The organism is Gaiella occulta (assembly GCF_003351045.1).
Lineage (GTDB): Bacteria > Actinomycetota > Thermoleophilia > Gaiellales > Gaiellaceae > Gaiella > Gaiella occulta.
This window is the reverse complement of record NZ_QQZY01000010.1, coordinates 48,336-74,826: the sequence shown is the minus strand read 5'-3', so window position 1 is coordinate 74,826 and position 26,491 is coordinate 48,336. Positions and strand designations below refer to the sequence as shown.

The window sequence follows — 26,491 nt, the reverse complement described above, 5'->3', positions numbered from 1 at the left end:
CGTCAGCATAATGACCGTCATGACCCAGGTCGAAGGAGAGCCGCGCGTCGACGCAGTCCTCCCGGAAGAGCGCCTGCGCGGGCTCTTCCGCGAGATGCTCGTGATCCGACGCTTCGAGGAGAAGGTCGAGGAGCGCTTCCGCGCAGGGGAGCTGCCCGGCTTCCTCCACGTCGCGATCGGCCAGGAGGCCGTCGCGTGCGGCGTCTGCGCCGCGCTCGAGCCCGACGACGTGATCTCGTCCACCCATCGCGCGCACGCGCACACGATCGCCAAGGGCACGCACATCAACGCCGTGATGGCCGAGATGTACGGGAAGAAGGAGGGGTGCTCGGGCGGCTACGGCGGATCCATGCACCTCTACGACGTCGCGCGCGGGAACATGGGCGCGAACGCCGTCGTGGGCGCCGGCCTGCCGATGATGGCAGGCGCAGCGCTCGCCTTCACGCTGAAGGGCGAGCCGCGGGTCGCGGTGCCGTTCTTCGGCGACGGCGCCACCAACACCGGCGCCTTCCACGAGTCGATGAACCTGGCGCAGCTGTGGAAGCTCCCCGTCGTGTTCGTGCTCGAGAACAACGGCTGGGCGGAGTCGACGCCCGCGTCGCAGCAGCTGCCTCTGGCCGTCGAGGACATGCACCATCGCGCGCTCGCCTACGGCATGCACCACCTGGAGGTCGACGGCCAGGACGTCGAGGCCGTCTTCGCGGCGACGCGCGAGGCACGCGCGCACGCCGTCTCCGGCAAGGGCCCGGTGTTCATGAACGTGCGCACGTTCCGGTTCACCGGGCACTACGTCGGCGATCCGCAGGTCTACCGCGACAAGGCGGAGGCGCGCGAGCTCGCGGAGACCCACGACCCGATCGAGCGCCTGCGCGTCCGGCTCGGCGTCTCCGACGAGGACTTCGAGCGCCTCGACGCCGAGGTGCAGGCGGAGGTCGACGCGTCCGTCGACTTCGCCAAGGCGGGCACCGACCCCGCCCCCGAGGACGCGCTCAGATGGGTCTACGCCGACGGCACGATGGAGCGCTCCTGATGGCCGAGCTGACCTACCGCGAGGCCGTCCGCGACGCGCTCTCCCAGGCGATGCGCGGCGACGAGCGCGTGTTCATGATGGGCGAGGACATCGCCGAGATGGGCGGCTCCATGGGCGTCACGACCGGCATGCTGGCCGAGTTCGGGCCACAGCGGATCCGCAACACCCCCATCTCGGAGATCGCCATCGTCGGGGCCGGCATCGGCGCCGCCGTCCAGGGCATGCTGCCCGTCGTCGAGATCATGTACGAGGACTTCCTCACGATCTCGATGGAGCAGATCGTCAATCAGGCCGCCAAGCACCGCACGATGTCGGGCGGCCAGGTGAAGGTGCCGCTGACGATCCGCACGCAGGGCGGCGCCGGCTGGTCGCCGGGCGCCCAGCACGCCCAGCAGCTCGAGGCGTGGTTCACGCACGTGCCGGGCCTCAAGGTGGTCTTCGCCTCGACGCCGGAGGACGTGCGCGGCCTGCTGTGGTCTGCGATCTACGACCCGAACCCGGTCATCTTCTTCGAGCACCGCACCCTGTACCCGATCAAGGGCGAGGTGCCCGACACGATCGCCCCGATTCCACTCGGCAAGGCGCGCGTCCACCGCGAGGGCGGCGACTGCACCGTCGTCGCGACCGGAAGGCTCGTGCACGAGGCGCTGAAGGCGGCGGAGCTGGCAGAGAAGGACGGCATCTCGATCGAGGTCGTCGACCCGCGCACGCTGTCGCCGCTCGATGCCGACGCGCTCGTCGCGAGCGTCAGGAAGACGACGCGCTGCGTCACCGCCCACGAGGCGGTCGTGCAGGGCGGCTTCGGCGCCGAGCTCGCCGCCGTGATCCAGCACGGCGCCTTCGACTACCTCGATGCGCCGATCGAGCGGGTGGGGGCGAAGTTCGCGCCGCTCGCGTTCGCGCCGGTGATGGAGGAGTTCATCGTCCCGCATGCGAGCGACGTGCTCGACGCGGTCAAGAAGACGCTGGCGAGGGCGTAGCGACGGTGGCGACGGAAGTCAGGCTCCCGCGGCTCGGACAGGGAATGGAGTCGGGCACGATCGTGCGCTGGCTCAAGTCGGAGGGCGAGCCGGTGAAGAAGCGCGAGCCGCTGTACGAGCTCGACACCGACAAGGTGACGCAGGAGGTCGAGGCCGAAGCCGACGGCGTGCTGCTGCGGATCGTCGTCCGCGAGGGCGAGGTCGACGTCGGCACGACGATCGCCGTCATCGGCAAGGAGGGCGAGGACGTCTCCGCCGCCCTCCTGCCGGCCGAGACGTCCAGGGGCAACGGCAGCGAGTCGGCCGAGGCCGCGCGCGGCGGCGCCGAGGCGCCGGCGGCGCCGGAGCCCGCGTCGCGAGAGCCTCGCCCCTCCCCTCCGGGCTCTCCGCACGAGGGCCGGCGCCGAGCCTCCCCGCTCGCCCGCCGCATCGCGCGCGAGCGCGGGATCGATCTCGCCACGATCGCGGGCACGGGGCCCGACGGGCGCATCATCGCGGAGGACGTCGAGAAGGCGCAGCCCGCTGCGGCCGCCGCGACGGCAGCGCCGGCGCTCCCCGCCGAGGTCGAGGTCGTGGAGCTGACGACGATCCGCAAGACGATCGCGCGCCGGCTCACGGAGGCGTGGACGGCGCCCGTGTTCCAGCTCGGCGTCTCCGCGGACATGACCGAGGTTCTGCACCTGCGCGAGCAGCTCGTCGCCGGCCTCGCCGAGGGCGACGTCAAGCCCACCGTCAACGACGTGCTCACGAAGCTCGCGGGCGTCGCGTTGATGCGGCACATGCCCGTCAACGCGACCTTCGACGGCGAGACGATCCAGCGCTCGGCGCTCGCCCACGTCGGCATGGCCGTGGCCGCGCCGAACGGCCTCGTCGTCCCCGTCATCCGCGACGCCGGCCGGAGCACGATCCAGCAGATCGCACGGCAGCGGGCTGATCTCGTCGTACGCGCGCGCGCCGGCAAGCTCACCCTCGGCGACATGCAGGGCGGCACGTTCACGATCTCGAACCTCGGCATGTTCGGCGTCGAGCAGTTCGTCGCCGTTCTGAACCCTCCGCAGGTCGCGATCCTGGCGGTCGCTGCCGTCAAGGACACGCCCGTGGTCGTCGACGGCGAGCTCGACGTCGCACCGATGATGCAGATGACGCTCACCTGCGACCACCGCGCGATCGACGGGGCCGACGGCGCCGAGTTCCTGCGCACGCTCGTGGCCCTCGTGGAGCAGCCGGCACTCGCGCTGTAGTGGGCGGCGTCGTCGTCCGCAGGGGTGGCGCGCAGGATGTCCGCTTCCTGCGCGACATGCTGCACCACGCCTACTACTGGAAGGAGCGCCGGCCTGACGCGGGCGGCCCCGGCCCGGTGCAGCTCTACGTGAAGGCGTGGGGCCGCAAGGGCGACACGGCCGTGATCGCGGTCGTCGACGGGTTCCCCGTCGGCGCCGCCTGGTACCGGCTGTTCCGGGCGGGCGCCCCCGGCTACGGCTTCGTCGACGAGCACACCCCCGAGCTGGCGATCGCCGTCGTCCCGAGCGCCCGCGGCAAGGGCGTCGGCAGCGCCCTGCTCGCCTCGCTCCTCGAGCGCGCCCGCGCAGACGGCTTCGCCGGCATCAGCCTCAGCGTCGACAGGCTCAACGAGGGCGCGATCACCCTGTACCGGCAGCACGGCTTCGAGCCCGTCGAGGAGAGGGGCGATTCCCTCACGATGCTCGCCCGTCTCGCGTGAGTACGATCGCCAGGAACCCAATGGAAAGGTCGAGCCCGAATGAACTGTGACGTCGCCGTCCTCGGAGGCGGCCCGGCCGGCTACACGGCCGCGATTCGCGCGGCCCAGCTCGGCGGCAAGGTCGTCTGCATCGAGAAGGAGCCCGCTCTCGGGGGTACCTGCCTGCGCGTGGGCTGCATCCCCACGAAGGCGTGGGTGCAGACGGCACATGCGATCCACGACGCGCGCGAGACGTTCGCGAAGCTCGGCGTCGGCGTCTCCGAGCCGCAGCTCGACTTCGCGCAGGCTGCGGCCTGGAAGGACGGCGTCGTCAAGCAGATGACCGGCGGCGTCGCCTCGCTCCTGAAGGCCAACGGCGTCGACTGGGTGCAGGGCAGCGGCCGCTTCACGAGCCCGACGACGATCGCGGTGGAGGGCGGCGAGGACGTCACCTTCAAAGGCGCGATCGTCGCCACCGGCTCCTACCCGATGCGCCCGCCGATCCCGGGGCTCGACTCGCCGAAGTGCGTCGACTCGACCGGCCTGCTCGCCCAGACCGAGGTGCCGCGCCGGCTCGTCGTGCTCGGCGGCGGCATCATCGGCTGCGAGTTCGCCTCGATCTTCAACCGCTTCGGCAGCGAGGTGACGATCGTCGAGATGCTGCCGACCCTGATCCCGCAGGAGGACGTGGACGCTGCCAGGGAGCTGCTGAAGGCGTTCAAGCGCCGTGGCGTCGCCGTGCACCTCGAGCGGCAGTGCACGCAGGTGGACGACCGCGGATCGCACCTCGTCGTCCACTTCGGCGAGGGGGAGAGCGTCGAGGCGGATCTGATGCTCGTCGCCGTCGGCCGTGCGCCGCTCGTGCAGGGCCTCGGGCTCGACGAGATCGGCGTCCCCACCGATCCGCGCGCGGGCGTCGCGACCGACGCTCACATGCGCACCGCAGTGCCGACGATCTTCGCCGCGGGCGACGTCGCCGGCCGCTGGCAGCTCGCCCACACCGCCTTCCGCGAGGGTGAGATCGCGGCGGAGAACGCGATGGGGCACGCATCGTCGCTCGGCGAGCCGTCGGTGCCGCGGCCCATCTACACCGACCCGGAGATCGCCGGCGTCGGCCTCACCGAGGCGCAGGCGCGCGAGCGCTACGGCGACGCCGTCGCCGTCGGCGTCTTCCCGTGGGCTGCGAACGCCCGCGCGGTGATGTCGGGCGACTCGACCGGCTGGGTGAAGTCGATCCACGAGACGACGTACGGCGAGCTGCTCGGGCTCGTGATCGTCGGCCCGCACGCGACCGACCTGGTCGAGGTCGGCGTCGTCGCGATCGACGCCGAGTCGACCGTCGAGACGGTCGCCGACGGGATCGCCGCGCACCCGACGCTGTCCGAGGCGATCAAGGAAGCCGGGCTCGTCGCGCTGGGACGGGCGATCCACCTGCCGCCGAAGCGGCGCTAGCCTCATGCGATCGCTCGACTCACGCCGCAACGCCGTCGTGATGACCGTCGGCTGGTGGCTGCTGCGCCGCAAGCTGCGCAAGAGCGCACGCACCGCCGTGGCCGAGCTGCTCGCGGGCAAGGGGCTCTCGCCGGGGGCGCGGCGGCGGCGTCGCCCGCTGCGGACGCTCTCGCTGCTCGCCCTGCTCGCAGGCGGCGGCTACCTCGCGTGGCGCCGTGCGCGCGGCGGCGGAGACGACTGGGGTGGCTGGGAGCCGGACGCGCCCGTGCCCGCGCCTGCGGCCGAGCCGGCGCGCGCGCCGGAGCCCCGCTCCACTGCCGTCGTGTGAGCGGGGACGGCGCAGAGGTCGTCCGGCCCTCGCTCGCACGTCTGCCGGAGAGCCGTCCGAGCCCGACCCTCGATACGCTCGCGCGCGCGCTCGGCCTCGAGCAGATCGCGCCGCTCGGGCTCAACGAGGGCCCGCATGGGCCGTTCCCCGCGGCGCTGGAGGCGATCGCCGCGGCGCTGCCGTATCTCAACCGCTACCCCGGCCGCGGCTCGTACGAGCTGAGCGAGGCGCTCGCCGCTCGTCACGGCGTGCGCCGCGAGCAGGTGCTCGTGGCCGCCGGGGCCGACGCCGTCATCGGCTACGTGTGCCAGGCGGCACTCGACCCGGGGGACGAGGCGGTGACGGGATGGCCCTCGTTCCCGAGCTTCGTGCGCGACACGCAGAAGCGGGACGCGGTGCCGGTCACCGTCCCGCTCGCCGCCGGTGGGCTGCTCGACCTCGACGCCATGCTCGACGCCGTCACCGCGAGGACGCGGCTCGTCTTCGTCGCCACGCCCAACAATCCGACGGGAACGGCGAGCCCTCGCGACGACGTGCTCGCCTTCGTGCGCGCGCTGCCGTCACACGTGCTGCCGGTGATCGACGAGGCGTACTTCGACTACCTCGATCCCGCGTCGCGACTCGACGGCATCGCAGACGTGCTCGCAGCCGGCCGTGCGGCACTCGTGCTGCGCACCTTCTCGAAGCTCTACGGCCTCGCCGGCCTGCGCGTCGGCTACGGCGTCGGCCCGGTCGCCGTGGTCGACGCGATGCGGAAGGTGCAGCGCGGCTACGACGTCGGCACGCTCGCGCAGGTCGCCGCGCTCGCGAGCCTGGCCGACGAGGCGGAGGTCGTGCGCCGGCGCGAGGCGAACCGGGAGGCGGTCGCGGCGCTCACGGAGCTGCTGCGCGCCCGCGGGCTCGAGCCGCTCGCGGGCAGCGTCGCCAACTTCGTGCTCGTCGACGTCGGGTGCGACGCCGACGAGGCCGCCGCCGCGCTGCTGCGGCGCGGCGTCTCCGTCCAGTCGGGATCTCCGTTCGGTGCGCCGACGTGCCTACGCGTCGCCGCGGGCACGGCGGAACAGCTGTCCGCGCTCGCTGCCGCGCTCGACAGCCTCGACTGAGACCCCCGGCGCCTCCGCTACCCTTGCTGCTCGGCGCGCGGCGCCGCCTTCCCCCATGCGTACGACGCTGAAGAGAGGCATCGGTCGCGGCCACGCGGCGAGCGGCAACGGCAAGACGCAGCTGCCGCCCGGCCCGATCGACCCGGTCACGATCTACCGCCAGCCGGAGCCCCCGCGCGCGAGCGGCCGCTCGCGCGCGCTGCGCATCCTCGGCTGGGCCGCGGTCGTGCTCGCCGTCGGCGTCGGCGGGGTGGCCGGAGGGGCCTACCTCTACCTGCACGAGTCGGTGGCCGCGGTGGCGCCGAAGAGCGCCGACGTGAAGAGGACGATCAAGAGCCTCAACCTCCCCGTCGCCGGCGAGCCCGCCACCGCCCTCGTCATCGGCTACGACCGGCGCGCCGGCGATGCGAAGGGAACGCCGTCCCGCTCCGACACGCTGATGCTGATCCGCGCCGACCCGAAGGCCGAGACGATCTCGCTGCTGTCGTTCCCGCGCGACCTGCGTGTCGAGATCGTCTGCCCGGGCGCGCCCACCTTCGCCGGCAAGATCAACGCCGCGTATGCGCGCTGCGGCGCCCAGGGCACCGTCGAGACGATTCGCAAGCTCACCGGGACGCCCATCAACTACCTCGTCACCGTGAACTTCCGCGGCTTCCGCCAGCTCGTCGACAAGCTCGGCGGCATCTGGATGGACGTCGACCGCCGCTACTTCAACGACCGCGGCGGCCCCAGCGGCTATGCCACGATCAACCTGCAGCCCGGCTACCAGCGGCTCGGGGGCTACCAGGCGCTCGACTTCGTGCGCTTCCGGCACACCGACAGCGACCTCTACCGCAACGCGCGCCAGCAGCTGTTCGTGCGCGCGTTGAAGGACCAGATCCGCACCGACTTCTCGCTCACCAAGCTCCCCAAGGTGATCAAGGTGCTGACGAGCAACATCGAGGTGGGTCAGGGCGGTGGCAGCGACGTGAGCGCGCGCACGGTGCTCTCCTACGCGGTGCTCGCGTACACCCTTCCGCCCGGCCACGTGTTCCAGTCGCGTATCGACGGGCTCGAGGGCTCCTCCGACCTCACCACCTCGGCGGAGAACATCCAGCGCGCCGTGCAGCAGTGGGCGAACCCCGACGTCGAGTCGCCCAAGAAGGCGACCGCGGTCGCGCTCGGCGAGAAGGTGAGGACGAAGGCACCGCCTCCGCGCAGCACGACGGTAGCGGTGCTCAACGGCAACGGCGTCACCGGCTCGGCGACGAACGCCAGCTACCTGCTCTCCCAGCGCGGCTATCAGATGGTGCTGCCACCGAACGGCATCCCGGCGAACGCGCCGTCGTACGACTACTTCAGGACGAAGATCTACTTCGAGCCCGCCACGGCGGGGGCGAAGCTGGCGGCCCGCACGGTCGCCAACCTGTTCGGCTCGGCCGACATCCAGAAGACCACGCCCGCGATCCGCCAGCTGTCGAACGGCGCGATGCTGACCGCCGTCGTCGGCCAGACCTTCCACGGCACCCTGGCGGCCGCCCCAATCGACCAGACGCCGAAGCGCGAGCCGGCGAACGTCGTCCCCGGCGCAAGCGCCGCGATCGACCTGCTGCGGGCGCGGCAGGGCAAGGTCGACTTCCCGCTGATGGTGCCGACGGTGCTCGAGCGCTCCTCGTGGATCGACCGCGAGCGGCCGATCCGCCTCTACCGCTTCGACGACAAGGGCAGGCACAAGACGGTGCGGCTCACCTACCGGATGGGGACGAACGAGTACTGGGGGGTGCAGCAGACCGACTGGCAGGACGCGCCGGTGCTCGGCAGCCGCAACTTCGTGCGCAACATCGGCGGGCGCCGCTACGAGCTGTACTACAACGGCCCACGCCTGCACATGGTCGTGCTGCGCACGCGCAAGGGCACCTACTGGGTCGTCAACACGCTCCTCGACCGCCTCTCCAACGAGAACATGCTGGCCATCGCCAAGGGCCTGCGCCCGCTGTCCAAGGTGCGGTCGTAGCGGCGCCGTTCAGGCTGCCGGCGCCGGTCGCTCCCTGTACCCTCAACCCGTCGTGAGCGCATCTCCGCACAGGGTCGCCGTCTTCGGCGCCGGCTACGTGGGCCTCGTCACCGGAGCCTGCCTCGCCGAGCTCGGCCACGACGTCGTCGTGCGCGACGTCCTGCGCGAGCGCATCGACGCCCTGCGCCACGGAGAGGTGCCGATCTACGAGCCGGGCCTCGGCGAGCTGCTGGCGCGCAACGCGGAGCGCCTCCGCTTCACGACCGACGTCGGCGAGGCGATCGGCGACGCCGACTTCGTCTACATCGCCGTCGGCACGCCTCCGACCTACTCGGGCGACGCCGACCTGTCCGCGGTCTGGACCGTGGTCGACGAGCTTCCCCGCATCGAGCGCCGCTGCGTCGTGGTGATGAAGAGCACCGTGCCCGTCGGGACGGGCACGAGGGTGCGCCACCGCCTCGACGAGCGCGGCCTCGGGCACGTCGGCTACGCCTCGAACCCCGAGTTCACCGCCGAGGGCACGGCGGTGCGGGACTTCATGCATCCCGACAGGATCGTCGTGGGCGCGTTCCGCGACGAGGACGGCGACCTCGTGCAGGAGCTGCACGCGGGCATCGACGCCCCCGTCGTGCGCTGCGACGTGGCGTCGGCGGAGATGATCAAGCTGGCCGCCAACGCCGCGCTGATGACGCGCATCTCGTTCATCAACGAGATCGCCAACGTCTGCGAGGCGACCGGGGCGGACGTCGTTCGCGTGGCCGAGGGCATCGGCCTCGACCGCCGCATCGGTTCCGCCTTCCTCCGCGCCGGCATCGGCTTCGGCGGCAGCTGCTTCCCCAAGGACTCGCTCGCGCTCAAGCAGCTGGCGGCGAACTCCGGCTACCACTTCCAGCTCCTGAACGCGGTGATCGAGGTGAACGAGTTGCAGAAGCGGCGCGTGATCGGCAAGCTGCACAGCCACCTCGGCCCGCTGCGCGGCAAGACGGTGGCGCTGCTCGGGCTCGCGTTCAAGCCGCATACCGACGACATGCGCGAGGCGCCGAGCATCGTGCTGGCGGGCCGGCTGCTCGCGGAGGGCGCCGACGTGCGCGCGTGGGACCCCGTCGCCGACGGCGGCGACCTGCACGGCGCCGTGATCGTGGCCACGCCGGAGGAGGCGCTCGACGGCGCCGACGCGGCCGTCATCGTCACCGAATGGCCGCAGCTCGCGGATATCGACTGGGCTGCCGTCGCCTCGACGATGCGCAACCCCCTGGTCATCGACGGCCGCAACATGCTCGACCCGGAGCCGCTGCGCTCCCTCGGCTTCGTCTACGAGGGGATCGGCCGCGCCGCCGGGGCCGGCGGGGGCGTCTGATGGAGGCGGTCATCCTCGCCGGCGGCAAGGCGGAGCGTCTCGGCGACGCCGCCCAGGGCAAGCCGAAGGCGCTCGTCTCGATCGCCGGGCACCCGCTTGCCGCCTACCAGGTGAGCCGGCTGCGCGACGCCGGCGTGCGGCGCGTGATCGTCAGCTGCGCGCGCGGCCAGGGCGCTCTCTTCGCGGATGCGCTCGCGCATCTCGGCTGCGAGATCGTCCCCGTCGAGGAGCCCGAGCCGCTCGGACGCGGCGGCGGGCTGCGCTTCGCGGCCGCCGCCCGCACGCAACGCGGTGCGCTCTTCGCGCTCAACGGCGACGAGCTGCTCGACGTCGATCTCGAGGCGATGCTCGCCGTCCACCGGGAGCGCGGCGCCGCAGCGACGATCGCGGTCGCGCCGCTCGTCTCGGCGCTCGGCGTCGTCGACGTCGCCGAGGACGGCCTCGTCTCGGGATTCCGCGAGGCGCCGCGCCTGCCGTACTGGGTCAACATCGGATGCTACGTGCTGGACGACGAGGCGCTGTCACGGCTGCCCGAGCGCGGCGACCACGAGCAGTCGACCTTTCCCGCGCTGGCGTTGGAGGGGAAGCTGCGCGCCTGGAAGCACGACGGCATCTGGCTCACCGTCAACACGCCGAAGCAGCTGCGCCAGGCGGAGGAGTGGTTCGCCGCCCACCCGGAGTGGCGTCCGGACGGCCCCGGCGCCGAGGCGGCATGAGCACCCCCTTCTCATTCGACGCCCGCCGCGTCGAGAAGCCGTGGGGCTACGAGCTGATCTGGGCGGAGTCCGAGCACTACGTGGGCAAGCTGTTGTCCGTCCGCGCCGGCCACGCCCTCAGCCTCCAGTACCACGAGGTGAAGGACGAGTCGTGGCTCGTGCAGGAGGGCCGCGCCTCGCTCGAGCTCGGCCTCGTCGACGGCGACCTGACGACCGTCGAGATCGGCCCCGGCGACGCCTTCCGCTACCGCCCCGGCACCGTCCACCGCATCACCGCGATCGAGGACACGCTGATCCTCGAGGTGTCGACGCCGCACCTCGACGACGTCGTCCGCCTCGACGACCGCTACGGCCGTCCGCAGCGCGACGCCTGACCGCGGCGGCGGCCGGGCTTGTGACACTCTGTCACGAAGTCGGCCGCCGGCTCGCTAGACTCGGAGCGCATCCAACCGAAAGCGAGAACACCGAGATGGCCACCACCCAGCGCTACGACGTCAAGGACATGGCGCTCGCCGCCGAGGGCGTTCGCCGGATCGAGTGGGCAGACCGGCAGATGCCGGTGCTCGCCGCGATCCGCGAGCGCTTCGAGCGGGAGCGCCCGCTCGACGGCTACCGCGTCTCCGCCTGCCTGCACGTCACCACCGAGACCGCGAACCTCATGCGCACCCTGAAGGCGGGCGGCGCCGACGTCGTCATCTGCGCCTCCAACCCGCTCTCGACCCAGGACGACGTCGCGGCCGCGCTCGTCGACGCGTACGGCATCAGCACCTTCGCGATCAAGGGCGAGGACAACGACACGTACTACCAGCACCTGGAGGCCGCGATCGACCACCGGCCCCACATCACGATGGACGACGGCGCCGACGTGATCGGCATCCTCCACTCGACGCGGCGCGAGCAGCTCGGCGACGTGATCGCGGGGACGGAGGAGACGACGACCGGCGTCATCAGGCTGCGCGCGCTCGAGCGCGACGGCAAGCTCGGGTTCCCCGTCGTCGCCGTCAACGAGGCGCGCACGAAGCACCTGTTCGACAACCGCTACGGGACCGGCCAGTCGACGATCGACGGGATCATCCGCGCCACGAACGTGCTGCTGGCCGGCCGCGTGCTCGTCGTCGTCGGCTACGGCTGGTGCGGGCGCGGCGTCGCCATGCGCGCGAAGGGCATGGGCGCGCACGTGATCGTCACCGAGGTCGATCCGATGAAGGCGATCGAGGCCGTCATGGACGGCTTCCCGGTGATGCCGATGGAGGAGGCCGCGAAGGTCGGTGACATCCTCGTCACCGCGACCGGCGACAAGTCGGTGATCTCGAAGCGCCATTTCGAGCTGCTCAAGGACGGCGCCATCCTCGCCAACACCGGCCACTTCAACGTCGAGATCGAGATCCCGGCGTTGCGGGCGCTCGCGACCGGGACGCGCGTCGCGCGCGAGTTCGTCGAGGAGTTCACGCTCGCCGACGGCCGCAGGGTGTACCTGCTCGCGGACGGCCGCCTCGTCAACCTGTCTGCCGCCGAGGGCCATCCGGCCCAGGTCATGGACATGTCGTTCGCGAACCAGGCGCTGTCGGCCGAGTACGTCGTCGCCAACGGCGCCACCCTGGAGCGCAAGGTCTACGTCGTGCCCAAGGACATCGACGACGAGATCGCGCGCCTCAAGCTGGCGACGATGGGCGTCAAGATCGACCAGCTCACCGAGGAGCAGGCGAAGTACCTGGCCTCATGGGACGAGGGCACGTAGCCGCTCCTGCGTCCCCGGCGCCCCCCGCAGGGGCGAGGACGACCTCGCCCCTGCACGCATGATGGACATCCCCGGAGAGATCGCACCGGAGCAGATCGTGCGCCTCGAGCACGACGCCGTCGTCGTGCTCGACCAGCGCCTGCTGCCCGCCGAGCGCGCCGAGCTCCGCTGCCGCAGCGCCGCCGAGGTCGCCGACGCGATCCGCACGCTCGCCGTGCGCGGGGCGCCCGCGATCGGGGTGGCGGCCGCGTACGGCCTCGCGCTCGCGGCGTCGACCGGGGACGACGTCGACGCCGCCTATGCCACCCTGGCGGCGTCGCGTCCGACCGCCGTCAACCTGCGCTGGGCGCTCGACGAGATGCGGCCCGACCCGACCGCAGCGCGCGCCCGCCGCATCCACGCCGACGAGGTGGAGCGCTGCCGCCGCATGGGCGCCCACGCGGCGCCGCTCGTGCCCGAGCGCGCGCGGGTGCTCACCCACTGCAACGCGGGAGGCCTGGCCACCGGCGGCTACGGCTCGGCCGTCGGTGCGATCCGGGCGGCGTGGGAGCAGGGCCGGGTCGAGCGGGTCTGGGTCGACGAGACCCGGCCGCTCCTGCAGGGCGCGCGGCTGACGGCGTTCGAGCTCGAGACGCTCGGGATCCCGCACGCGGTCATCGTCGACGGGGCCGCCGCGTCGCTGATGGCGCGCGGTGAGGTCGACGTGGTGATCACCGGCGCCGACCGGATCGCCGCCAACGGCGACACCGCGAACAAGATCGGCACGTACGGGCTCGCCGTCCTTGCACGGCACCACGGGATCCCGCTCGTCGTCGTGGCTCCCACCTCGACGCTCGATCCGGCCGCCGCGACGGGGGCGGAGATCCCGATCGAGGAGCGGGATCCCGCCGAGGTGAGCGAGCGCTTCCCGGCGTGGAACCCGGCCTTCGACGTCACGCCCGCCGATCTGATCGCGGCGATCGTGACGGAGGAGGGGGTGCACACCCATCCGTTCGCCGAGTCGCTGCCGGCGCCGGTGCGGGCGCGATGATCCTCGACGAGCTCGACGCGGCCTCGCGGGAGGCGCTGGAGCGGCACGGCTTCGACGCCCCCCGGTTCGAGGCGCTGCGCGCCCGCATCGCGGCGGGCACGCTCGGCCCCGCCGACAATGTCGTGCAGGGCGTCGTCGAGCCGCCTCGGCCCGACGACCTGACGCCGCTGCCGGCCCCCGGCGAGCCCGGCTTCGACGGCGCCTACGCGGCCGGCGTGGCGGCGCTGCGTCGCGGCGAGATCGCGTCGGTCGTGCTCGCAGGCGGCATGGCGACCCGGTTCGGCGGGGCCGTCAAGGGGGTCGTGGAGGCGCTCGACGGCCGCAGCTTCCTCGAGCTCAAGCTCGGGGAGACCGCGCGCCTTGCGGGCGCGCTCGGAGCGGAGATTCCCGTCGTGCTGATGACGAGCCTCGCCACCGACGCGGCCGTGCGCGCCCATGTCGCCGAGCGCGGGCTCGGAGAGCCGCTCGTGCTCTCCCAGTTCCTCGCGCCGCGGCTGTGTCCGGACGGCAGCGTGTTCCGCGACGCGGAGGGCCGCGCCTCGCTGTACGGACCGGGCCACGGCGACCTGCTCGAGGCGCTGCGACTGTCCGGCACGCTGGCAGCGCTGCGCGAGCGCGGCGTGCGGCATCTGCTCGTGTCGAACGTCGACAACCTCGGAGGCCGGGTCGATCCCGCCGTCGTCGGAGCGCACCTGCTCGCCGGCCGTCCGCTCACCGTCGAGGTGGCGCGCAAGGAGGGCGACAGCGGCGGCGCGCCGGCACGGGTCGACGGCCGCATGATGCTCGTGGAGGGCTTCCGCTTCCCGCCCGGGTTCGACGAGGAGACGATTCCCGTCTTCAACACGAACACGTCCACCATCGCCGTGGAGGCGCTCGAGCAGCCGGTCGAGCTCACGTGGCTCGTGGTCGAGAAGGTCGTCGACGGCCGACCCGTGATCCAGCTCGAGCGGCTCTATCACGAGCTCGCCTCGTTCGTGCCGACGACGTACCTCGTCGTGCCTCGTCGCGGGCCGCGCGGCCGCTTCATCCCGATCAAGACGCCCGAGGACCTCGAGCGCGAGCGTCCGGCGTTGCGCGAGCTGCTCGCCGCGCCGCCGTAACGCATCCGCTACGAATCGGGCACGGTCCCGGCACGCGTGCTCGCCTACCGTGCGGGCATGAGCCTGTTCGCGCTCGTGCTGCCGCAGCGCTGCGCGGTGTGCCGGCGTCCCGGCGCCGGCGCCTGCCCGCGCTGCCTCGACGCGCTCGTCCGGATCGTGCCGCCGCAGTGCGAGCGCTGCGGCGCGCCGGGCCCCTGGCCGCTGCGCCGTTGCGCCGAGTGCGCTGGGCGGCGCCTCGCATTCGCGCGGGCGCGCGCCGCGGTCGTCTACGAGGAGCGGGCGCGCGCGTTCGTGGCGGCATGGAAGGAGCGCGGCCGCCGCGACCTCGCGGCGGTGGCGGCGCAGGTGATCGTCGAGGCGCTGCCGCCGCCCGCCGTCGACGTGCTCTGCCCGGTTCCGGGCGACCGCGACCGCGGCCTCGAGCGCGGCCACGCCCCGGCGGAGCGTCTCGCCGTCGAGCTCGCGCAGCGCTGGCGGCTGCCGGTGGAGCGGCTGCTCGCGCGCAGGCCCGGGGTGGAACGGCAGCGCGATCTGCCCCGCGCCGAGCGGCGGCGCAACGTCGCCCGGGCGTTCGCGCCGTGCGTACAGGCCGCGCCACGGCGCGTGTGTCTCGTCGACGACGTCTATACGACCGGGTCGACGGCGACCGCCTGCGCAACCGAGCTGCGCCGGGTGGGCGCGCGACGCATCGAGGTGGTGTGTCTTGCGCGCGCGTTGCGATAGTAGAGTCGAGGGACCACCGGAAAAGGAGACGTGATGAGACTTCAGGTCACCGCACGCCACGGTCACGTGAACGATTCCGTCCGGAGCTACGCGGAGCAGAAGCTCTCCAAGCTCGACCGGCGGCTGCACGATCTGACCCTCGTCGAGCTGACGCTGTCGCGCGAGCACAACCCCGCCATCGCCGACGACCACCAGGCGGAGGCGATCGTCTACACGAAGGGGCCGAACATCGTCGCACGCGAGTCCGCGCCCACCTACGAGGCCGCGATCGACCGCCTGCTCGACAAGCTCGAGCGCCAGGTGGAGCGCTACCGCGACAAGCGCACGCACGAGATGCGGCGCCGCGCCTCGCATCACCATCCCGTCGCGCCGCCCGTCGTCGACGCCTCGCTGCAGCACGGTGGGGAGGAGTCGGCCGCGTAGGGGCCGAGCGTGCCCGCTCCGTTGCCGGCGCGGCCGGCACATGCCGTTCGCTTGCGGCGGCATCGGCGGGCGAGAGTCCGTGTGACCGAGCCGTTGCCCTTCAGCAGGACGGCCTCGCCGGTCTCGAGCAGCGCCGCGACGACTGTGCCGCCGGGCCCGTTGCCGCTCGTGACAGCGACGACCCTCGCCGGCTCGGTGCGCTCGAAGATCGCGACCCTGGTGCCGTCGAGAGGGACGACCTCCTTCAAGGCGCGCGGCCCGCCCGGTACCCTCTCCCTCATGCCCTCCCCCGACTTCGGCAAGTTCGAGAAGGTCCTCCGCTTCGGCGAAGGGCGGCGCCTGAAGCGCCTGCAGGAGCAGGCCGCCTACATCGCCACGCTCGAGCCGGACTTCCAGGCGCTCTCCGACGACGCGTTGCGGGGGAAGACGGCCGAGTTCCGGCAGCGCCTCGAGAACGGCGAGTCGCTCGACGAGCTGCTGTTCGAGGCGTTCGCGGCCGTGCGCGAAGCGCGCTGGCGCGAATCGCAGCAGCGCATGTTCGACGTCCAGATGATGGGCGGCATCGTCCTCCACGAGGGCGACATCGCCGAGATGAAGACAGGCGAGGGGAAGACGTTCGTCGCCTCGACGGCGCTGTACCTGAACGCGCTGCCCGGCAACGGCGTCCACCTCGTCACCGTCAACGACTACCTCGCCAGGCGCGACGCGGAATGGAACAGGGGCGTCTTCGAGCGTCTCGGGATGACCGTCGAGGCGATCCAGAACATGATGCCGTTCGACGAGCGCAAGCGGGCCTACGAGGCCGACGTCACCTACGGCACGAACTCCGAGTTCGGCTTCGACTACCTGCGCGACAACATGGCCGTGGCGCTCGACAACATCGTCCAGCGCAGCCATGCCTACGCGATCGTCGACGAGGTCGACTCGATCCTGATCGACGAGGCCCGCACGCCCTTGATCATCTCGGGCGAGCCCGAGACCGCGGCGCGCACCTACTACGACTTCGCACGGATCGTTCGCGAGCTGCGGGGAGCGCCTGCGACGCGCAAGGCCGCGAAGGGCGAGGACGAGACCGAGCTCTCCGGCGCCGACTACCTCTACGACGAGAAGCACAAGACCGTGTCGCCGGCGCAGTCGGCCCTCGACGCCGTCGAGCGCGCGCTCGGGGTGGACAACCTCTACGACCCGCGCAACGTCCAGCTCGTCAACCACCTCACGCAGGCGCTGAAGGCGCAGTCGCTGTACAAGCGTGACGTCGACTACGTCGTCCAGGACGGCGAGGTCAAGATCGTCGACGAGTACACCGGGCGCATCATGGAGGGCCGCCGCTGGAGCGAGGGTCTGCACCAGGCGATCGAGGCGAAGGAGGGCGTAGCGATCCGCGAGGAGAACGTCACGCTCGCGACGATCACGCTGCAGAACTACTTCCGCCTGTACGAGAAGCTGGGCGGCATGACGGGCACCGCGAAGACCGAGGAGAAGGAGTTCGTCGAGATCTACAACCTGCACGTCGTCGAGATCCCCACGAACGTGCCGGTCGCCCGCATCGACCAGAACGACCTGATCTTCAAGACGAAGGACGCCAAGTGGAACGCGGTCGTCGAGGACATCGTCGCGCGCCACGAGAAGGGCCAGCCGGTGCTCGTCGGCACGATCGCCGTCGAGACCTCCGAGTACCTCTCCGAGCTGCTGAAGCGGCGCGGGATCCCCCACAACGTGCTCAACGCGAAGGAGCACGAGCGCGAGAGCGAGATCATCGTCGATGCAGGCCGGGCCGGCGCCGTCACGATCGCGACGAACATGGCCGGCCGCGGCGTCGACATCAAGCTCGGCGAGGGCGTCCGCGAGCTCGGCGGCCTCTACGTGCTCGGAACGGAGCGCCACGAGTCGCGGCGCATCGACAACCAGCTGCGCGGCCGCTCGGGCCGCCAGGGCGACCCGGGTGAGACCCGCTTCTACCTGTCCGCGCAGGACGATCTCGTGCGCCTCTTCGCCGGCGACCGCATCCACGGGATCATGAACCGCTTCAAGATCCCGGACGACCAGCCGATGGAGGCGTCGATCCTGTCGCGCCAGATCGAGGGTGCGCAGAAGAAGGTCGAGGAGCAGAACTTCGTCGCGCGCAAGAACGTGCTCAAGTACGACGACGTCATGAACTCGCAGCGCATGGTGATCTACGCGCAGCGCCGCAGCGTGCTCGACGGCGACGACACCTCGGAGGAGATCCGCAACTGGATCGCGGACGTCGTGGAGCGGAACGTCGCGCTGTTCACGGAGTCCGCGGAGCCGGAGGAATGGGATCTCGACGGGCTCGTCGCCCAGATGAACGCCCTCTACGGCTCCGACATCACGGTCGACGAGCTCCGCGAGGAGGTCGAGCAGACGCGCGACGCGATCGTCGAGGAGTTCACCGAGGACGCGCTCGACACCTACACGGAGCGCGAGCAGAGCTTCGGTGCGGAGCTGATGCGCGAGATCGAGCGATACGTCATCCTCCAGGTCGTCGACACGCGCTGGCGCGAGCACCTGGAGTCGATGGACTACCTGCGTGAGGGCGTGCACCTGCGCGCGATGGCGCAGAAGGACCCGCTCGTCGAGTACCGCGGCGAGGGCCACGCGATGTTCGAGGAGCTCAGCAGCGTCATCCGCGAGGAGGTCGTGCTGACGCTCTTCCACGTCGAGATCGCGCAGGAGGATGCGCAGGCGCTGCAGCCTGCCGAGGCGCCGCAGGCGCTGTCGTACGAGCACGAGACGCCGGCCGGCGCGGACGCGATCGCCGCAGCGGGCGGGCTCGCCGCCGGCGCGACCGCGCTCGCGCCGCCGCCGCCCCCGCAGCGCCAGGTCGTGAAGGAGCACGCCGACGTCGGGCGCAACGATCCCTGCTGGTGTGGATCGGGCAAGAAATTCAAGAAGTGCCACGGCGCGTGAGCGCCTGATCGCGTTCCCCGGCGGCCTCGCGCGACGCCGGCCGTCCGCGCCTGTCGCGAGCGCGCCGCCGCCGCGAAGCCGTCACGATTCCGACACCCATGCGTGACGCTCCCGCCGCTACCGTAGACCCAGGGGGGCCGCAAGCCCCCTCGGGGCGCGTTGGGCTGCGGCGCGCCGGGCCGGGACGTGCCGGTCGCGGCGCCGCGGCGGCGGCAGCCGGTCTCGCCGTGTTCGCCGCGCTCGCGCTCGCAGTCGTGCGCGGCGGCTGGGTGACGGAAGGCGACGCGGACGTCGCCGCCTGGGTCGCGCGAGCGATGCCCGTCTGGGCCGAGTGGGTCGCGCGGCCCTTGACCTGGATCGGCGGCCCCCTCGGCGTCGTCCCGCTCACCACGGCAGCGGCAGTCCTCCTCGCGCGTGCCCGGCGTCGCCTCGACGCGCTCTTCGTGGCGGTGTCGGTCGCCGGCATCACGGTGATCGTGGCGCTGCTCAAGTCGGCCTTCGGGCGCCCCCGGCCGGATGTGGGAAGCGCGGTCGCGCTGCCGGAGTCGAGCTCGTTCCCGAGCGGCCACGCTGCAACGGCTGCGGTGCTGTTCGGCGCGCTCGCGCTGCTGGCATGCGAGCGCGCGCCGACGCCGGGGGCGGCGCGGCGCCGGATCGCCGCCGGCCTGCTGCTCGCCCTCGCCGTCGCGGCAAGCCGGGTCGTGCTCGACGTGCACTACGTCAGCGACGTCGTCGCCGGCCTCGCCGTCGGTGTCTTCTGGCTCGGCAGCCTGACCGCGGCGCGGGCCCTGCTCGTCTCTCCGCCCGGCCCGCGCCCGGCAGGGGCCGCACCGCGCTTGCCGGTAGGCTAGGCCCGTGGCCGAAGCAGACAACCAGCCGTTCGACCAGCTGCTCGAGGAGCTCGGAGCCCAGCTCGCCTGGGTTCGTGAGTACCTTTGACCCCGTTTCGCTGACGGCCCGCCAGCAGGAGCTCGAAGCCGCCATGGGCGCCCCGGGATTCTGGGACGACCAGCGCGAAGCGGCGCGGATCTCCAGCGAGCACGCGCGCGTCACACGCCGGCTCGACCGCTACAACCGGCTCAGGCGCGAGTTCGAGGACGCCCGGGAGCTCTACGAGATGGATCCGTCGCTCGAGCCCGAGCTGCGTGCCCAGCTCGGCCCCGTCGCCGAGGAGCTCGCACGCCTGCAGGAGGACGCCCTCTTCGACGGCGACTACGACCCCGGCGACGCCGTCGTCTCGATCAACGCCGGTACGGGCGGCACCGACGCGCAGGACTGGGCCGAGATGATGCTGCGCATGTACCTGCGCTGGTCGGCCGATCGCGGCTTCCAGACCGAGTTGATCGAGGCGAGCCCGGGGGAGGAGGCAGGGCTCAAGTCCGCCACCTTCACCGTCAAGGGCGAGAACGCCTACGGCGCCTACAAGGCCGAGCGCGGCGTGCACCGGCTCGTGCGCCAGTCGCCGTTCGACTCGGCGCACCGCCGGCACACCGCGTTCGCCCAGGTCGTCGCCGCGCCGCTGCTGCCGGAGGAGGACGAGGTGGAGATCGACGAGGGCGACCTTCGCATCGATACCTACCGCGCGAGCGGCGCCGGCGGCCAGCACGTCAACAAGACCGACTCGGCCGTGCGCATCACCCACATCCCCACCGGCATCGTCGTGCAGTGCCAGAACGAGCGCTCCCAGGCGTCCAACAAGGCGACCGCCTTGCGGATCCTCATGTCCCGGCTGGCCGAGCTGCAGGTGGAGGAGCGCGAGGCCGAGATCGCACGTGAGCGCGGGGCGACGCAGGACATCGGCTTCGGGAGTCAAATCCGCTCCTACGTGCTGCATCCATACCAGATGGTGAAGGACCACCGCACCGGCTTCGAGGTGGGGAACGCCCAGGGCGTGCTGGACGGCGCCCTCGACGGCTTCGTCCGCGCCTACCTGCTTGCGAAGGCCGCCGGAAAGATCGTGTAGCCCGTGTCCGCTACACTCGAGGAGCAACCCGAACCGGAGCGGCCACCTCGGTCGGCTTCATTCCTCGATCCGGTGCAGGAACACGACTCTCAGCTGACAACCGCTTCGACGGCGCTCGCCGAGCCCGCTCATGCCTACGCCGACGTGGCGGGGCAGCCGAGCGGCGCCTCGATGATCGTGCTCGAGGACGTGCGCAAGATCTACGAGCCCAACGTGGTCGCGCTCGACGGCGTCTCGTTCGTGATCGACAAGGGCGAGTTCGTCTTCGTCGTCGGCGCCTCCGGCTCCGGCAAGTCGACGATCATCAGGCTCCTCTTGAAGGAGCTCGAGCCGACGTCCGGTCGCATCCTCGTCGGCGGCCGCGACCTCGGCCGCCTCAAGCACTCCAAGGTGCCGCTGCTGCGCCGCAACGTCGGGTGCGTGTTCCAGGACTTCAAGCTGCTGCCGAACCGCACGGCTGCCGAGAACGTCGCCTACGCGCTCAAGGTGCAGGGGGAGTCGAACGCGTCGATCCGCAAGAAGGTGCCCGAGGTGCTCAACCTCGTCGGGCTCGCCCACAAGATGGGCTCGAGGCCCGACGAGCTCTCCGGCGGCGAGCAGCAGCGCGTCTCGATCGCACGTGCATTCGTCAATCACCCGCCGCTCCTCATCTGCGACGAGCCGACCGGGAACCTCGACCCCGACACGTCCGTGGGGATCATGCAGCTCCTGCACCGCATCAACACGTCCGGCACGACGATCCTGATGGTCACCCACGACCGCGAGATGGTCGACAAGATGCGCAAGCGCGTGATCGCGCTCGACAAGGGCAAGCTCATGCGCGACGAGCGCCGCGGGGGGTACGAGACGTAGATGACGAGCCGCTTCAAGCTCGTGCTCTCCGAGGCCGTCCGCTCGCTGGCGACCAACCTGTCGACGACCGTGGCGGCCACGATGACGGTGCTGATCGGCATGTTCCTGCTCGGCCTGTTCATCGCCCTCGGCACGTGGGTCGTGTCGTGGTCCGACCACGTGAAGTCGCAGCTGCAGGTGAAGGTCTTCTTCGTCGACGAGGTGAAGCCGAAGCAGGTGAACGCCGTCGGGCAGTACCTGTCGACCGACACGCGCATCAAGCGGTACCAGTTCGTCTCCAAGGCGGACGCGCTGAAGGAGATGCGCAGGAAGTACCCGCAGCTCACGGCCAACCTGCCGTCGAACCCGCTGCCCGCCTCGTTCGAGATCACGCCGGCGCGGGCCGAGGACGTGACGGCGATCGCCGCCGACCTGCGCGCGCAGAAGCTCAAGGGCATCGAGAAGGTGAAGGACGGTCAGCAGACCTCCAAGCGCATCCTCCAGGTGGCGCGCGTCATCTCGGTCGTGTTCCTCGTCGCCGTGATCGTGCTGCTCGTGGCCTCCGTGCTGCTGATCGCGAACACGATCCGGCTCTCGATCTTCTCGCGCCGCCGCGAGATCGAGGTGATGAAGCTCGTCGGCGCCACCAACTGGTTCGTACGCGGTCCGTTCATGCTCGAAGGCCTGCTCTGCGGTCTCGCCGGCGCGTTCGCCGCCGTCGTGCTTCTCTTCCTCGGCAAGCAGGTCGCGCTGCCTGCCATCCTCGGACACATCGACACGAGCGACGACGTCAAGGCGCTGTCGTTCACGATGACCGCGCTGGCGCTCGTGGTCGTCGGCCTCGCGGTCGGCGCGCTCGGGTCGGGACTGACGCTGCGCCGCTTCCTCAAGGTCTGAGCCCCCGCGGGACGCGACCCCTCCCGGCCGGCTGGGCGGGCCCTCGGTTGCGGTCGCGCCGCGCGAAGGAGAAGGGCGCGACGGGCAGGACGCTGCGAGCGGCTACCCTCGACCGATGCCCGGTGGACGCAGACGGGAACGAGGGCGCGCGAAGCGGCCGAGCCGCGCCGAGCGCCATCAGCGTGCCCGCGCCGCCGGCGCGAAGGCAGCGGTGCGCCGGGCCGAGCACGACATCGAGATCACGCTGCCCGAGCGGCGCTCCGAGCCCGACACCGTGGTGGCGCACCTGGGCCCGACGAACTCCGGCAAGACCTACCACGCGCTCGAGTTCCTCAAGCAGCGGGGCAGGGGCGTGTACGCGGGACCCCTGCGCATGCTCGCGCAGGAGGCGCACCGCCGGCTGTCGGCGGAGCTCGGCGCGGAGCGCGTCGGTCTCGTCACGGGCGAGGAACGCATCAACGAGCACGCTCCGATCACCTGCTGCACCGTCGAGATGGCGCCCGCCGCCGGGGAGGTGCTCGTGCTCGACGAGGTGCAGTGGGCCGACGACCCCGAGCGCGGCTCGGCGTGGACGCGGCTTCTGCTCGGCGGCGAATACCGGCACATCCTCCTGCTCGGCGCGCTCGACGCCGAGCCGCTCGTGCTGCGGGCGTTCCCGGACGTCGAGATCAAGGTGTTCGAGCGCAAGCTGCCGCTCGAGTTCGTCGGCGAGCGCTCACTGCGGTCGCTCACGCCGGGCACCGTCGTCGTCGCGTTCAGCCGCAAGGCGGTGCTCGCGCTCGCCGGCGAGATCAACCGCATGCACCCGGGTCGTGTGTCGGTGCTCTACGGCGCCATGCCGCTCGCCTCGAGGCGCGAGGAGATCGACAGATTCCTCGCCGGCGCCTCCGACGTGACGGTCGCGACCGACGTGCTCGGCCACGGGGTCAACCTTCCCTGTGAGACGCTGCTGTTCGCGGAGACGACCAAGTTCGACGGCGCGGAGCGCCGCGACCTGCTGCCGTGGGAGCTCGCGCAGATCGCCGGCCGCGCCGGCCGCTTCGGGCTCGTCGAGCGTGGCCACGTCGGCGTGCTCACGGGCGTCCCGTGGGCGAGCGCCGACCCGGGCATCGTCGAGTCGGCCCTGCAGCCGCACATCCGGCTGCCGTCGGGCCACCTCGGCTACCGGATCGTCGAGGAGGCGCGGATCCGGCCGCGGCTCTCCGACCTCGGCATCGACGACCCGCGCCGGCTGGACGCCGCCCTTGCCGCCTGGCATCGCGTCGCCACCCGGGAGTGGGCGCACGAGAGCTGGCTCGCGGTCGAGTCGCTGTCGCCGATCAGGGGGCGCCTCGCGGCCGTGCAGCGGCGGCTCGCCGAGCGCGATCGGCAGCTGAGCCTCGACGACACGTGGAGGCTCGTCAACGCCCCCGTCGACGAGGACAACGCCGACCTGCTGGCGACGCTGGCTCTCGCGCTCGCGGGCGACAGGGCGCAGCGACCGCTGCTGGCGTTCCTGCTCGACACGGCGCGACTGCGCGATGCCGATCTCGAAGAAGCAGAGCAAGCTGGAAGAACAGCAAGCATCCTGCGCTGGTTCGCGTTGCAGTACCCCGGCGTGGGCGGCGTCACCATCGAGCGGGCCGCCGAGCTCGAGCAGGCCGCCGCCGCGCGCGTCGTGGCGCGCCTGCGGATCGAGGTCGACGAGCCGACGGTCGGGCGCTGCCGCTCGTGCGGCACGACGTGCGCTCCCTGGTTTCCGCTCTGCGACCGTTGCTTTCGCCGACAACGCTGAGCCGCGGCTTGCACGCGCAGGAGCCACCGGGCTCGGCGGCTCGCTGTACGAGCCTCCGGCCGGCGCGAGCATCTGCCCCTACCACGACGAGTAACGGCGACGAGGGGCGGCTGCTCGTCGTCGCCGGCCGGCCGTACGTCACCCGCGCGGGGAGGTGGAGCTCGGGCCCGGCGACGTCGTGTGCTCTTCGCCCGGCCCCGAAGGGGCCCGCGAGGTGACGAACGGCACGGAGTCGACCGTGCGTGTGCCGATCCTCTCGACCAGGCATTCTCCGCCGGTGGCCGTCTATCCCGACGGCGGCGAGATCGGAGTCTGGCCCGGCGGCGATCACGCCGGGATCGTGGTGCGCCGCGGGAGCGCCGTCGACTGCGGGGACGGCGAGGCGTAGGCGCTCAGGCGACCCTGCGAAGCCGTACCGCGACGGCGATCGTCGTTGCTCCGACGACGAACGCGATCGTGTTCGGGACGATGATGGCCGCGTTGCCGAGCGCGACGCCGTAGGCGAACCACAGGGCGAAGCCGATGAGCAGCACCGTGAGGTAGCCGATCGAGATGCCGTGCGACGAGCGACGTGCCACCATCGTGCGGATCTGCAGGACGGGGGCGAGCGCCATGGCGATGCCCCAGGACGAGGCGGTGACAGCGAGCAGGGTGGTGGTGGACATGGCGGCTCCTTCGGACGACGGGCAGGGACGAGGGCGTCCCGGCGTCAGTCGCGGAGGTCGCCGCGCTCGCGGTAGTCGCCGTAGAGAGGGCGCGCGACATGTGCGGGCGTGTGCATCGTCTCTACAGTAGCGCCCGCCGCGGGCGAGGAGACCCTCGTCCCTACACTTCCCCGCATGGCGAAGCCGACCGGGACGAAGCTGATCGCGGAGAACCGCCGCGCCCGCTACGACTACGAGCTGCTCGACCGGGTCGAGGCAGGCATCGTGCTCACGGGAACGGAGGTGAAGTCCCTCCGCGACGGCCGCGTGCAGCTGGGCCAGGCGTATGCCGACGTCCGCGGCGGCGAGGTGTGGCTGATCGGCGCTTCGATCGCCGAGTACGCGCAGGGCAACATCGCCAACCACGCGCCCGACCGCGACCGCAAGCTCCTGCTCAAGCGGGGCGAGATCGATTCGCTGTACGGCAAGCTGCGCGAGAAGGGTCTCACGCTCGTTCCCACCCGCCTCTATCTCAAGGACGGGAAGATCAAGATCGAGATCGCGCTCGGTCGCGGCAAGGACAAGGGCGACAAGCGGCGTACGATCGCCGATCGCGACGCGAAGCGGCAGATCGAGCGCGCCCTGAGAACACGCCGCTAGCCTGGCCGGCCGGCGGGACCACGAGCAGCCTCCCCGCGGCCGGACCCCCGGTACGGGGGAGCGAGGCTCCCTTCTCGAACGCTAGCGGCGCAGGCGTGACAGGTGAGTGGCGGCATTGCGCCGTCTTCGTGACGGATACGGCCCGCGGTCAGGCCGGCAGCGGGCCGCGCACCACGACGACGCCGGGCTCGACGACGTACCCGTAGCGGTCGTTGAGGCGGCGGATGGGCTCGTTGCGCACCTCGTTGTGCGTCTCGAGCCGCGCGTAGCCTTGCTGCCTGGCCCAGGCGATCTCCGCCCGCTTGAGCGCCCCTGCGATCCCGCGGCCGCGCCAGGCGCGCCGCACGCCCGTGATGTCGTGGAACGCGGTGTCGGGGCGCGCGGCCGAAAGCGACAGCTTGGCGTATCCGACCACCTCGCCGCCGGCGAGCGCCACGAACGTCGCCTCCGGCCGGTCGCCGGCCCCCTTCAGGTCGTTCGCGAGCCACTGCTCGAACGCGGCCATCCGCACGTGCTCTTCCCCGGGCACGTCGGGGTACGCCTCGCAGGCGACCTCGTACATTCCGTGGAGCGCGTCCGGCCGCTGCGCCCAGCTCGCGATCTCGATGCCCGGCGGAGGGTCGATCTGCGCGTGCGCGGCCTGGCGGAGATCGAGCACGAGCCTGGACTGCCGCCCCACCTCGACGAAGCCCCGGCGCTGCGCCCACGCGAGCGACGACGCGTCCGTCTCGTCGACCGCGGCGTCGCCGCTGTGCATGCCCCCCTCGCGCGCCCAGCGAGCGGCCGCGGCGAGGAGCGCCGTGCCGATGCCCCGTCCGCGCCGCTCCGGCAGCACCCCGGCCTCCGTGCGCGCGACGCCCGCTTCGGCGTGCCAGCCGATCACCGCGACGGCGACGCCCGCGTCGACGCCGTCCGCGCGCGCCAGGAACCAGGCCGTCGCCTCGGCCTGCCGCTTCCAGTCGAGCATCGTCTCCGGCGCCTGCGGGTCGTGCGGGAACACGACGTTGTGCACGGCGATCCAGCGGTCGAGCTCGTCCTCCTGGATCTCTGCCACCCCGATCATGCCGGGGACGGTAGCCGACGCCCGGCCGTGCCTTTGGCGAGGCGGTGGAGGAGGAGTAG

At 71.9% G+C, this 26,491-nt stretch carries 26 protein-coding genes; 24 read left to right on the top strand and 2 right to left on the bottom strand.

Features of this window, described 5'->3' with window-relative positions; genetic code table 11:
• Nucleotides 1-19: 19 nt before the first annotated feature.
• From Gocc_RS16440 to Gocc_RS16425, 23 genes are all read left to right on the top strand, one after another.
• Nucleotides 20-1,030 (top strand): thiamine pyrophosphate-dependent dehydrogenase E1 component subunit alpha, encoded by a 1,011-nt coding sequence (locus Gocc_RS16440; protein ID WP_181813732.1) that lies wholly within the window; start codon nucleotides 20-22, stop codon nucleotides 1,028-1,030.
• Nucleotides 1,030-2,010, top strand: coding sequence for an alpha-ketoacid dehydrogenase subunit beta (locus Gocc_RS16435; RefSeq protein ID WP_181813731.1), 981 nt, complete (start codon nucleotides 1,030-1,032; stop codon nucleotides 2,008-2,010). The genes Gocc_RS16440 and Gocc_RS16435 overlap by 1 nt, the downstream gene beginning before the upstream one ends.
• Nucleotides 2,011-2,015: 5 nt before the next feature.
• Entirely contained in the window at nucleotides 2,016-3,251 is a 1,236-nt protein-coding gene (locus tag Gocc_RS14840; protein WP_147281346.1) for a dihydrolipoamide acetyltransferase family protein, read from the top strand.
• Nucleotides 3,251-3,730 (top strand): GNAT family N-acetyltransferase, encoded by a 480-nt coding sequence (locus tag Gocc_RS14835; protein ID WP_114797356.1) that lies wholly within the window; start codon nucleotides 3,251-3,253, stop codon nucleotides 3,728-3,730. The genes Gocc_RS14840 and Gocc_RS14835 overlap by 1 nt, the downstream gene beginning before the upstream one ends.
• A 39-nt stretch (nucleotides 3,731-3,769) precedes the next feature.
• The gene (lpdA, locus tag Gocc_RS14830) at nucleotides 3,770-5,161 is read left to right on the top strand and encodes a dihydrolipoyl dehydrogenase (RefSeq protein WP_114797355.1); all 1,392 of its coding nucleotides are present in this window, start codon (nucleotides 3,770-3,772) and stop codon (nucleotides 5,159-5,161) included.
• A 4-nt stretch (nucleotides 5,162-5,165) separates the two neighbouring features.
• A complete protein-coding gene (locus Gocc_RS16430; RefSeq protein WP_181813730.1) occupies nucleotides 5,166-5,489 on the top strand; it encodes a hypothetical protein in 324 nt (107 codons plus the stop codon).
• A complete protein-coding gene (locus Gocc_RS14825) occupies nucleotides 5,486-6,592 on the top strand; it encodes a pyridoxal phosphate-dependent aminotransferase (protein ID WP_181813729.1) in 1,107 nt (368 codons plus the stop codon). The genes Gocc_RS16430 and Gocc_RS14825 overlap by 4 nt, the downstream gene beginning before the upstream one ends.
• 55 nt (nucleotides 6,593-6,647) lie before the next feature.
• Entirely contained in the window at nucleotides 6,648-8,585 is a 1,938-nt protein-coding gene (locus Gocc_RS14820) for an LCP family protein (RefSeq protein ID WP_114797353.1), read from the top strand.
• A 52-nt stretch (nucleotides 8,586-8,637) separates the two neighbouring features.
• On the top strand, nucleotides 8,638-9,942 hold the full coding sequence (locus Gocc_RS14815) for a UDP-glucose dehydrogenase family protein (RefSeq protein WP_114797352.1): 1,305 nt from the start codon (nucleotides 8,638-8,640) through the stop codon (nucleotides 9,940-9,942).
• Nucleotides 9,942-10,658: a nucleotidyltransferase family protein gene (locus Gocc_RS14810; protein ID WP_114797351.1), complete on the top strand. Its 717-nt coding sequence runs from the start codon at nucleotides 9,942-9,944 to the stop codon at nucleotides 10,656-10,658. The genes Gocc_RS14815 and Gocc_RS14810 overlap by 1 nt, the downstream gene beginning before the upstream one ends.
• Nucleotides 10,655-11,032 carry a cupin domain-containing protein gene (locus Gocc_RS14805; protein ID WP_114797386.1) on the top strand — a complete coding sequence of 126 codons (378 nt, stop codon included), beginning with the start codon at nucleotides 10,655-10,657 and terminating at the stop codon, nucleotides 11,030-11,032. Before Gocc_RS14810 ends, Gocc_RS14805 begins: the two co-directional genes overlap by 4 nt.
• A 95-nt stretch (nucleotides 11,033-11,127) precedes the next feature.
• On the top strand, nucleotides 11,128-12,396 hold the full coding sequence (locus Gocc_RS14800; protein WP_114797350.1) for an adenosylhomocysteinase: 1,269 nt from the start codon (nucleotides 11,128-11,130) through the stop codon (nucleotides 12,394-12,396).
• Between the two features lie 58 nt (nucleotides 12,397-12,454).
• Nucleotides 12,455-13,426 (top strand): S-methyl-5-thioribose-1-phosphate isomerase, encoded by a 972-nt coding sequence (mtnA, locus tag Gocc_RS14795; protein ID WP_220150654.1) that lies wholly within the window; start codon nucleotides 12,455-12,457, stop codon nucleotides 13,424-13,426.
• Complete coding sequence (locus tag Gocc_RS14790) at nucleotides 13,423-14,526, top strand: UTP--glucose-1-phosphate uridylyltransferase (RefSeq protein ID WP_114797349.1); 1,104 nt, start codon at nucleotides 13,423-13,425, stop codon at nucleotides 14,524-14,526. The genes mtnA and Gocc_RS14790 overlap by 4 nt, the downstream gene beginning before the upstream one ends.
• 57 nt (nucleotides 14,527-14,583) lie before the next feature.
• A complete protein-coding gene (locus Gocc_RS14785) occupies nucleotides 14,584-15,249 on the top strand; it encodes a ComF family protein (RefSeq protein ID WP_147281345.1) in 666 nt (221 codons plus the stop codon).
• Between the two features lie 33 nt (nucleotides 15,250-15,282).
• Entirely contained in the window at nucleotides 15,283-15,672 is a 390-nt protein-coding gene (gene hpf, locus Gocc_RS14780; protein WP_114797347.1) for a ribosome hibernation-promoting factor, HPF/YfiA family, read from the top strand.
• A gap of 279 nt (nucleotides 15,673-15,951) precedes the next feature.
• The gene (gene secA / locus Gocc_RS14770) at nucleotides 15,952-18,600 is read left to right on the top strand and encodes a preprotein translocase subunit SecA (protein WP_114797345.1); all 2,649 of its coding nucleotides are present in this window, start codon (nucleotides 15,952-15,954) and stop codon (nucleotides 18,598-18,600) included.
• A 227-nt stretch (nucleotides 18,601-18,827) separates the two neighbouring features.
• On the top strand, nucleotides 18,828-19,451 hold the full coding sequence (locus Gocc_RS14765) for a phosphatase PAP2 family protein (protein ID WP_181813728.1): 624 nt from the start codon (nucleotides 18,828-18,830) through the stop codon (nucleotides 19,449-19,451).
• Nucleotides 19,452-19,488: 37 nt separating this feature from the next.
• A protein-coding gene (gene prfB, locus Gocc_RS14760) for a peptide chain release factor 2 (RefSeq protein ID WP_340148104.1) occupies nucleotides 19,489-20,563 on the top strand; the annotation gives its coding sequence in 2 pieces (ribosomal slippage) (nucleotides 19,489-19,536 and nucleotides 19,538-20,563; 1,074 coding nt in all).
• A gap of 72 nt (nucleotides 20,564-20,635) precedes the next feature.
• Entirely contained in the window at nucleotides 20,636-21,415 is a 780-nt protein-coding gene (gene ftsE, locus Gocc_RS14755) for a cell division ATP-binding protein FtsE (protein WP_281268468.1), read from the top strand.
• Entirely contained in the window at nucleotides 21,416-22,291 is an 876-nt protein-coding gene (gene ftsX / locus Gocc_RS14750) for a permease-like cell division protein FtsX (RefSeq protein WP_114797342.1), read from the top strand.
• A 115-nt stretch (nucleotides 22,292-22,406) separates the two neighbouring features.
• Nucleotides 22,407-24,065, top strand: coding sequence for a helicase-related protein (locus Gocc_RS14745; protein ID WP_114797341.1), 1,659 nt, complete (start codon nucleotides 22,407-22,409; stop codon nucleotides 24,063-24,065).
• A gap of 154 nt (nucleotides 24,066-24,219) precedes the next feature.
• Entirely contained in the window at nucleotides 24,220-24,453 is a 234-nt protein-coding gene (locus Gocc_RS16425) for a cupin domain-containing protein (protein WP_181813727.1), read from the top strand.
• A 4-nt stretch (nucleotides 24,454-24,457) separates the two neighbouring features.
• On the opposite strand, the gene Gocc_RS14735 is transcribed toward Gocc_RS16425, so the two are convergent.
• Nucleotides 24,458-24,730: a SemiSWEET family transporter gene (locus tag Gocc_RS14735; RefSeq protein WP_114797339.1), complete on the bottom strand. Its 273-nt coding sequence runs from the start codon at nucleotides 24,728-24,730 to the stop codon at nucleotides 24,458-24,460.
• Between the two features lie 174 nt (nucleotides 24,731-24,904).
• On the opposite strand from Gocc_RS14735, the gene smpB reads away from it, so the two are divergent.
• A complete protein-coding gene (smpB, locus tag Gocc_RS14730; protein ID WP_114797338.1) occupies nucleotides 24,905-25,369 on the top strand; it encodes an SsrA-binding protein SmpB in 465 nt (154 codons plus the stop codon).
• A 148-nt stretch (nucleotides 25,370-25,517) separates the two neighbouring features.
• Here smpB and Gocc_RS14725 read toward each other — a convergent pair whose 3' ends face one another.
• Nucleotides 25,518-26,432: a GNAT family N-acetyltransferase gene (locus Gocc_RS14725; RefSeq protein ID WP_181813726.1), complete on the bottom strand. Its 915-nt coding sequence runs from the start codon at nucleotides 26,430-26,432 to the stop codon at nucleotides 25,518-25,520.
• Nucleotides 26,433-26,491 lie beyond the last annotated feature (59 nt).

Excerpts from the sequence above, each read along its gene's own strand:
- Gocc_RS14800 (WP_114797350.1), top strand. The coding sequence starts at position 11,128 with ATGGCCACCACCCAGCGCTACGACGTCAAGGACATGGCGCTCGCCGCC.
- mtnA (WP_220150654.1), top strand. The coding sequence starts at position 12,455 with ATGATGGACATCCCCGGAGAGATCGCACCGGAGCAGATCGTGCGCCTC.
- Gocc_RS16435 (WP_181813731.1), top strand. The coding sequence starts at position 1,030 with ATGGCCGAGCTGACCTACCGCGAGGCCGTCCGCGACGCGCTCTCCCAG.
- hpf (WP_114797347.1), top strand. The coding sequence starts at position 15,283 with ATGAGACTTCAGGTCACCGCACGCCACGGTCACGTGAACGATTCCGTC.
- smpB (WP_114797338.1), top strand. The coding sequence starts at position 24,905 with ATGGCGAAGCCGACCGGGACGAAGCTGATCGCGGAGAACCGCCGCGCC.
- Gocc_RS14725 (WP_181813726.1), bottom strand. The coding sequence starts at position 26,432 with ATGATCGGGGTGGCAGAGATCCAGGAGGACGAGCTCGACCGCTGGATC.
- ftsX (WP_114797342.1), top strand. The coding sequence starts at position 21,416 with ATGACGAGCCGCTTCAAGCTCGTGCTCTCCGAGGCCGTCCGCTCGCTG.
- lpdA (WP_114797355.1), top strand. The coding sequence starts at position 3,770 with ATGAACTGTGACGTCGCCGTCCTCGGAGGCGGCCCGGCCGGCTACACG.
- Gocc_RS16430 (WP_181813730.1), top strand. The coding sequence starts at position 5,166 with ATGCGATCGCTCGACTCACGCCGCAACGCCGTCGTGATGACCGTCGGC.
- Gocc_RS14820 (WP_114797353.1), top strand. The coding sequence starts at position 6,648 with ATGCGTACGACGCTGAAGAGAGGCATCGGTCGCGGCCACGCGGCGAGC.
- Gocc_RS16440 (WP_181813732.1), top strand. The coding sequence starts at position 20 with ATGACCCAGGTCGAAGGAGAGCCGCGCGTCGACGCAGTCCTCCCGGAA.
- Gocc_RS14735 (WP_114797339.1), bottom strand. The coding sequence starts at position 24,730 with ATGTCCACCACCACCCTGCTCGCTGTCACCGCCTCGTCCTGGGGCATC.
- Gocc_RS14785 (WP_147281345.1), top strand. The coding sequence starts at position 14,584 with ATGAGCCTGTTCGCGCTCGTGCTGCCGCAGCGCTGCGCGGTGTGCCGG.
- Gocc_RS14745 (WP_114797341.1), top strand. The coding sequence starts at position 22,407 with ATGCCCGGTGGACGCAGACGGGAACGAGGGCGCGCGAAGCGGCCGAGC.
- Gocc_RS14805 (WP_114797386.1), top strand. The coding sequence starts at position 10,655 with ATGAGCACCCCCTTCTCATTCGACGCCCGCCGCGTCGAGAAGCCGTGG.
- Gocc_RS14810 (WP_114797351.1), top strand. The coding sequence starts at position 9,942 with ATGGAGGCGGTCATCCTCGCCGGCGGCAAGGCGGAGCGTCTCGGCGAC.
- secA (WP_114797345.1), top strand. The coding sequence starts at position 15,952 with ATGCCCTCCCCCGACTTCGGCAAGTTCGAGAAGGTCCTCCGCTTCGGC.
- Gocc_RS14790 (WP_114797349.1), top strand. The coding sequence starts at position 13,423 with ATGATCCTCGACGAGCTCGACGCGGCCTCGCGGGAGGCGCTGGAGCGG.